Origin of the sequence: Kitasatospora sp. MY 5-36 (assembly GCF_001182915.1) — a bacterium.
Taxonomy (GTDB): Bacteria; Actinomycetota; Actinomycetes; order Streptomycetales; family Streptomycetaceae; genus Kitasatospora.
Map to the genome: position 1 here is coordinate 1 of NZ_LFVW01000471.1, position 5,636 is coordinate 5,636.

The following is a 5,636-nucleotide window of genomic DNA, read 5'->3' on the forward strand; positions in this document are numbered from 1 at the left end:
CGGCTGCGCCCTGATCAGCCTGGCGGCGTACGACAACTGACGAATCGTCAACTAGCTTGTGGGGCATGAGGACTCGCATGCTCCCGGCGGTCTTGGCTGCCGTCGTGCTCCTGGCCGGCTGCGGCAGCTCGGGCTCCGGTTCCGAGGAGGAGCCGGCGCCCGGACCGACGGGTGCGCCGTCGGCCGGCGGGTCGTCGACCGGCGCGGCCCCGACCGGCGCGGCCCCGAGCGGCACCTCCCCGAGTGGGGCCGAGCGCCGCGCCGACGGTGCCCGGCTGCTCTACCGCGCCGGGGGCGGCCACAGCGCGCAGAACCCGGCCTTCGCCCCGGACGGCCGCTCGGTGCTGCTGACCGAGTTCAGCGGGGGCTACAACAAGGGCGCCGCCGCCCTCGGCGTCCTGCCGCTGGACGGCGGCGCGCCGCGCACGGTGTTGGAGGATCCCGACAAGGCGGCCGTCAACCTCCCCGGCAGCAGCTGGAACGCCGCCGCCGACGCCTTCGCCTTCGCCACCGACCGGGAGTCCGGGCACGACGAGGTCTGGCTGATGAAGCCGGGCGGCGCCCCCGAGCGGGTGACCAGCCACGCCGACGGCAGCGGTTACAGCGAACCGAGCTTCTCCCCGGACGGCGAGTGGATCGTCTTCCAGCAGAGCTGGGAGCCGGAGCACGCCGCGGTGCACGGCGACGCGGCCGAGCAGGACTCGCTCTGGAAGGTCCGCCGCGGCGGCGGCGCGCCCGTCCTGCTGGTGGACGGCCGGGGCACCGGATCCGACAACCGGCAGCCGAACTGGTCCCCGAAGGGCGACCGGATCGTCTTCCAGCGGCGGAGCGCGGGCCGCGAGGACTGGTCGCTGTGGACGGTGGACGCGGACGGCGGCGGGCTGCGGCGGGTCACCGACGCGCCGGGCGAGCACACCGACCCGAGCTGGTCCCCGGACGGCCGCTTCCTGGTCTTCTCCTCCAACCTCGGCGACCTGCCGAACGCCCAGGTCTTCGTGGTGGACGCGGGCGGCGGCACTCCCGTCCGGGTGACCCGCGACGACACCGCCTACGACGGCGCGCCGAGCTGGTCCCCGGACGGGCAGTGGATCGCCTTCGAGTCCGCCCCGGGCGGCGAGACCAACCCCGCCGCCCTCTGGCGCATCCAGGCCCCTGGAAACGGCTAGCCGACGGTGATCGTCACCACCGAGTACTGGGCGACGGTCAGCGGCACGCTGACCGTCGCGCCGGTGACGGTGTACGGGACGGCCTTGGGCGCCGGGTCGGTGCCGTCCGGGCTCGCGACGGTGACGGCGGTGACGCCCGCCCCGGCCGGGAGGGCGTAGGAGAGCGTGCAGTTGGCGGGTGCGCTGCGGAACGCCGCCGGGGTGTCGCCGAAGTTGGTGAAGTTCACCAGGTGGACGACGGTGTCGGCGCCGAGCCGCCGGGCGTCCAGGAAGATCCGGCGGTCCCCGGCGAGGGTGACCGCCGGCGGGGCGGCCTGCTGGACGGCGGTGAGCAGCTGGTCCGCCGAGGCCTGGTCGGTCTTGGTGAGGTAGCTCAGCCCGGGCAGTGCCTTGACGTACCAACAGCTTCCGCTGCCGTAGGAGTTCCGCTTGCCGGTGGGAAGCGGGTCGGCCTTGCGCAGGCCGAGCACGTCGGAGAGCGCGAACTCGGTGCGCTGGCCGCCGAGTTCGTCCAGCGCGGTGGGTGCCGGGCCGGTGATCACGATGGTTCCGCCGGCCGAGACGAAGCCGCGCAGCAGCGCCGCCTCGGTGTCCGAGACCGCCTGGAGGTTGGGCAGCAGCAGCACCTTGAACCGGGCCAGGTCGTCGGCGGTCAGGCCGGGGCTGGACACCGTGTCGAACGGGACGTGGGCGTAGACCAGCGCCTTGACGGTTCCCCGGAACTCGCCGAGCCAGGGGAGCGAGGCGCAGCTCATCTGCGGGTCGTCGCCGCCCCACCAGTCGGCGATCCCGGCCGGGGCCTTGGCGTTGACGTACATCCCGTTGCCCTCGCCCGGGGCCACGTAGTCCCGGGACGGCGCCGAATGGTAGACGCCGACCTGCGCGATCGAGGCCGGGTCGTAGAGCTTCGTCTGGTTGGTGCGCACGAAGCGGTACATCCGGGTGCGCATCGCGGCGTCCACGGTGTCGTTCTTGAACGGGGTCTTCACCTCGTACGGGTTGCAGCCGGCCGCGATCAGCTGGGACATCACCAGCGAGGCGTCGTCGGCCTGCCAGCCGTAGGAGAACGCCCAGGCCGGCTTGGTGCCGCTGGCGGCGCGGGCGTACTTGTACATGGAGATCAGGCAGACCCAGTCGGAGGCGGTGGCGTGCCGCATGCCGTCGTAGTTGCCGAGGATGTCCACCTCCCAGACCTGGCTGACGGCGCCGGGGGCCTGGCGCAGGTAGCCGCCGTCCAGGCCGATCGAGGTGGCGTAGCGGTAGTCCATCGACACGGTCTCGACGAAGGTGACCAGGTCGGGGTTGACCGAGCGGCCCGCGTCGGCGATGTCCAGCTGGAACTGGAGCAGGTTGCGGTGGCGCCACTCGACGTAGCGGCGGAAGACCGGGTCGGCGAAGTTCGCGGCCGTGGGAAGGGCGAGGCCGGTGTCGGCCTTGAACGCGGCGGCGCCCCAGGTGGAGGCGTCGCACCAGGACTGCACGCCGTCGAAGTAGATCGGGACGTCCGGCCAGATGCCGTCCACGCCGGTCGCGGCCACGCCCTTGATCCGCTTGAGGTAGTAGTCCCGCCAGGGCGAGTTGGGGCTGAGCCAGACGCTCTCGTCGCCCGGGTCGACCCAGACCACCACGCTGCCGTAGAACACGTTGGGCTTGCCGGCGAGGTCGCGCTGGACCCAGTTCTTGCCCTGGTCGTTCTTGTAGAAGGAGCGGCCCTTCTCGCCGCCGGGGGAGATCAGCTCCAGCGACGGGTAGTACATGACGACCTTGAGGCCGGCGGCGTGGGCCAGGCCGGTGAACTGCTTCACCTCGGCCATGTGCGCGGCGAACTGGGCGTCGGTGAGCCAGTCGGAGAGCAGGGTGTCCAGCTCGATGACGCTGACCTCCTGCGCTTTGAGGGCGTCCACGGCGCTCTGCATGTCGGCGGGCTCGTTGAAGGTGCCGTCGGCGATGCGGGCGTAGCGGGCCCAGTCCGGCCAGGTCTGCGCGGCGGTCCCGGGGCCGGCGGCCAGGTGGGAGGTGGGCCACTGGCCCTGGTACTCCGAGTTTCCGTAGTCCTCGGCCGCGGCCGGTGCGGGCGACGGCCCGGCGGCCCAGGCGGCGCCGCCGTTCAGCAGCCGGACGGTGGCCAGCGCGCCGCCGGCGCCGAGGCCGGCCCGGAGCAGTCTGCGGCGGCCGAGGCGGGATCCCCCCGGGCGTTCGGGGGTGGTGTGCTGTTCGGTTCCTTCGTGCTGCTCGGGCATGGTGGTCCCCCCAGCGTGAGCGGGCCGGCGCGGGTCGGCCTGGCCCGGGAACGGTCGTGAGCACTGCGAGTGGTGAGCACGGTGGATCGTGGGCACGGTGGGTCGTGGCGTACGGCGATCGGTGCGCGGACGGCGCGCCGTGGTTGCCGGCGGCGGTCCCGGGGCCGACCCTAGACCGTGTGCCGCCCCGGTCGTCCGGTCGCGGTCCACGGCTACGCCAGACGTCTGACCGCCGGTTCCCTCAGTGTGCGGACCGTTGTCGGGGTGAGGTCCGGGGGAGTTCGGGGTAGGGGTGCTCGCAGGGCGCCGTCGATGATCATAAATTCTCTACAGTGCTGTAGATTCGCGGCACGGGCGGTGGCAGAACGAGGAGGACGCGATGAGCGTTTCGCTGGCCAAGGGACAGAAGATCAGCCTGGAGAAGCCGGGCGGTGGACAACTGAGCCTGGTCCGGATGGGCCTCGGCTGGAAGGCGGCGGAGCGCAAGGGCTTCTTCGCCAAGCTGCTCGCCGCCGGCCGGGAGATCGACCTGGACGCCTCGGCGGTGCTGTTCGCCCAGGGGCGTCCGGTGGACGTGGTGTTCTTCCAGCACCTCAACAGCAACGACGGCTCGGTCCGGCACAGCGGGGACAACCTGGTCGGCGGCGCGGGCGACGCGACCGACGACGAGTCGATCACGGTCGACCTGACCGCCGTCTCCGCCGAGGTCGACCAGATCGTCTTCACGGTCAACTCCTTCACCGGGCAGACCTTCCAGGAGGTCGAGGCGGCCTTCTGCCGGCTGGTGGACGAGACCACCGGCGTCGAGCTGGCCCGCTACACGCTCACCGCCGGCGGCCCGTACACCGCCCAGGTCATGGCCAAGGTGCAGCGCACGGCCACGGGTTGGCAGATGACCGCGATCGGCCAGCCGGCCAGCGGGCGGACCTTCCAGGACCTGATGCCGGAGCTGGTCAAGCACCTCTGACCCGCTGCTGCGGGTGCCCGGCGCTGCCGGCGTCATGGGGCGCGTCCCGGTCGTCGACGACGGGACGCCGGTCGTCGCCCAGCGCTTCCGGGTGGTCGGGGCGGACAACGGCGCGCGGCCGTGAGGCAGTGACCGGCAGCGCCGGTTGAGCGGGGCGCGGTTCCTCAGGAGGAACCGCGCCCCTTTGCTCACTTCGTCGGGGCGGCCGACGGCGAGAAGGCGGCGCTGGGAGTGGTGCTGGGCGCGCCGCTCGGGGTGTCCGTCGCGGTCGGGGTGGGGGTGGGGCAGCCCGGGAGGGGCGTCGCCGTCGGGGTGCCGGTGGGCGTGGCGGCCGGGGACGGGGAGCCCGTCGGGGTGGGCGTGCCGGTGGGGGTGGCCGTCGGGTCCGGGCAGCTGGTGGGCGTACCGGTCGGGGTACCCGTGGGCGTACCGGTCGGAGTCGTGGTGGGCGTGCCGGTCGGCGTCGCCGTCGGGGAGGCGCCGCCGCTCGGGGTGGTCGTCGGCGTCGCCGACGGCGAGGTCGAACCGCCGGGCGTGGGCGTGGCGGTGGCGCTCGGGGTCGTCGTCGGCTGGGGGCTCGGCGACTGGTCCGGCGTCGGCGTGACCGGTGCGGGCGGCTGCGGCTCCGTGCTGGGCGTGCCGCCGGTGCCCGTGCCCGAACCGCCGGTGGGCAGGCCCGGGAGGTACGGCGAGGGCAGCGGGGCGGGCGGCACCGGGGAGCCCGGACGGTTCGGGACGGTGGTCACCGTGCCGCTGCCGTAGTGCGCCATCCAGTTGCGCACCGTCCGCAGGTACTCGCCGGAGTTGTTGTAGCTGAGCACCGCCCGGTCGAGCTGCGCCGGGTCGGCGAGGTCGCGTCCGCCCGCGCACAGGTAGCGGCCGGCGCTCTCGGCGGCGTCGAAGATGTTGTTCGGGTCGGCCTTGCCGTCGCCGTTGGCGTCCACGCCCCAGGAGGCCCAGGTGGAGGGGATGAACTGCATCGGCCCGACGGCGCGGTCCCAGCGGGCGTCGCCGTCGTAGCGGCCGCCGTCGCTGTCGGGTATCGCGGCGAAGCCGTTGCCGTCCAGGGCCGGGCCGAGGATCGGCGTCAGCGTCGTGCCGGCGGCGTCCACCTGGCCGCCGTTGGCCTGGCCGGACTCGACCTGGCCGATCGCGGCGAGCAGCTGCCACGGCAGGTGGCAGCCCGGCGAGCGCTGCGCCAGCGAGGCCTCGGCCTGGCGGTAGGCGGCGAGCACGGTGGCGGGCAGCGCGGGGCCGGTGGCC

General features: G+C 73.6%; 4 protein-coding genes. 2 read left to right on the plus strand and 2 right to left on the minus strand.

What is annotated here, in order from left to right; translation table 11 throughout:
• The first annotated feature begins 65 nt into the window (after positions 1-65).
• The gene (locus AE652_RS27330) at positions 66-1,166 is read left to right on the plus strand and encodes a TolB family protein (RefSeq protein WP_049656176.1); all 1,101 of its coding nucleotides are present in this window, start codon (positions 66-68) and stop codon (positions 1,164-1,166) included.
• On the opposite strand, the gene AE652_RS27335 is transcribed toward AE652_RS27330, so the two are convergent.
• Positions 1,163-3,406 (minus strand): hypothetical protein, encoded by a 2,244-nt coding sequence (locus AE652_RS27335; RefSeq protein WP_234348559.1) that lies wholly within the window; start codon positions 3,404-3,406, stop codon positions 1,163-1,165. The genes AE652_RS27330 and AE652_RS27335 overlap by 4 nt on opposite strands.
• 379 nt (positions 3,407-3,785) lie before the next feature.
• On the opposite strand from AE652_RS27335, the gene AE652_RS27340 reads away from it, so the two are divergent.
• Complete coding sequence (locus tag AE652_RS27340) at positions 3,786-4,373, plus strand: TerD family protein (protein WP_049656177.1); 588 nt, start codon at positions 3,786-3,788, stop codon at positions 4,371-4,373.
• 188 nt (positions 4,374-4,561) lie between these two features.
• Here the strand turns inward: AE652_RS27340 and AE652_RS27345 are convergent, their stop codons facing one another.
• The gene (locus tag AE652_RS27345; RefSeq protein ID WP_369808335.1) at positions 4,562-5,608 is read right to left on the minus strand and encodes a lytic transglycosylase domain-containing protein; all 1,047 of its coding nucleotides are present in this window, start codon (positions 5,606-5,608) and stop codon (positions 4,562-4,564) included.
• Positions 5,609-5,636: the final 28 nt, after the last annotated feature.

What these genes read in the sequence shown, in the direction of transcription:
- AE652_RS27330 (WP_049656176.1), top strand. Translation starts at nt 66, where the DNA reads ATGAGGACTCGCATGCTCCCGGCGGTCTTGGCTGCCGTCGTGCTCCTG.
- AE652_RS27335 (WP_234348559.1), bottom strand. Translation starts at nt 3,406, where the DNA reads ATGCCCGAGCAGCACGAAGGAACCGAACAGCACACCACCCCCGAACGC.
- AE652_RS27340 (WP_049656177.1), top strand. Translation starts at nt 3,786, where the DNA reads ATGAGCGTTTCGCTGGCCAAGGGACAGAAGATCAGCCTGGAGAAGCCG.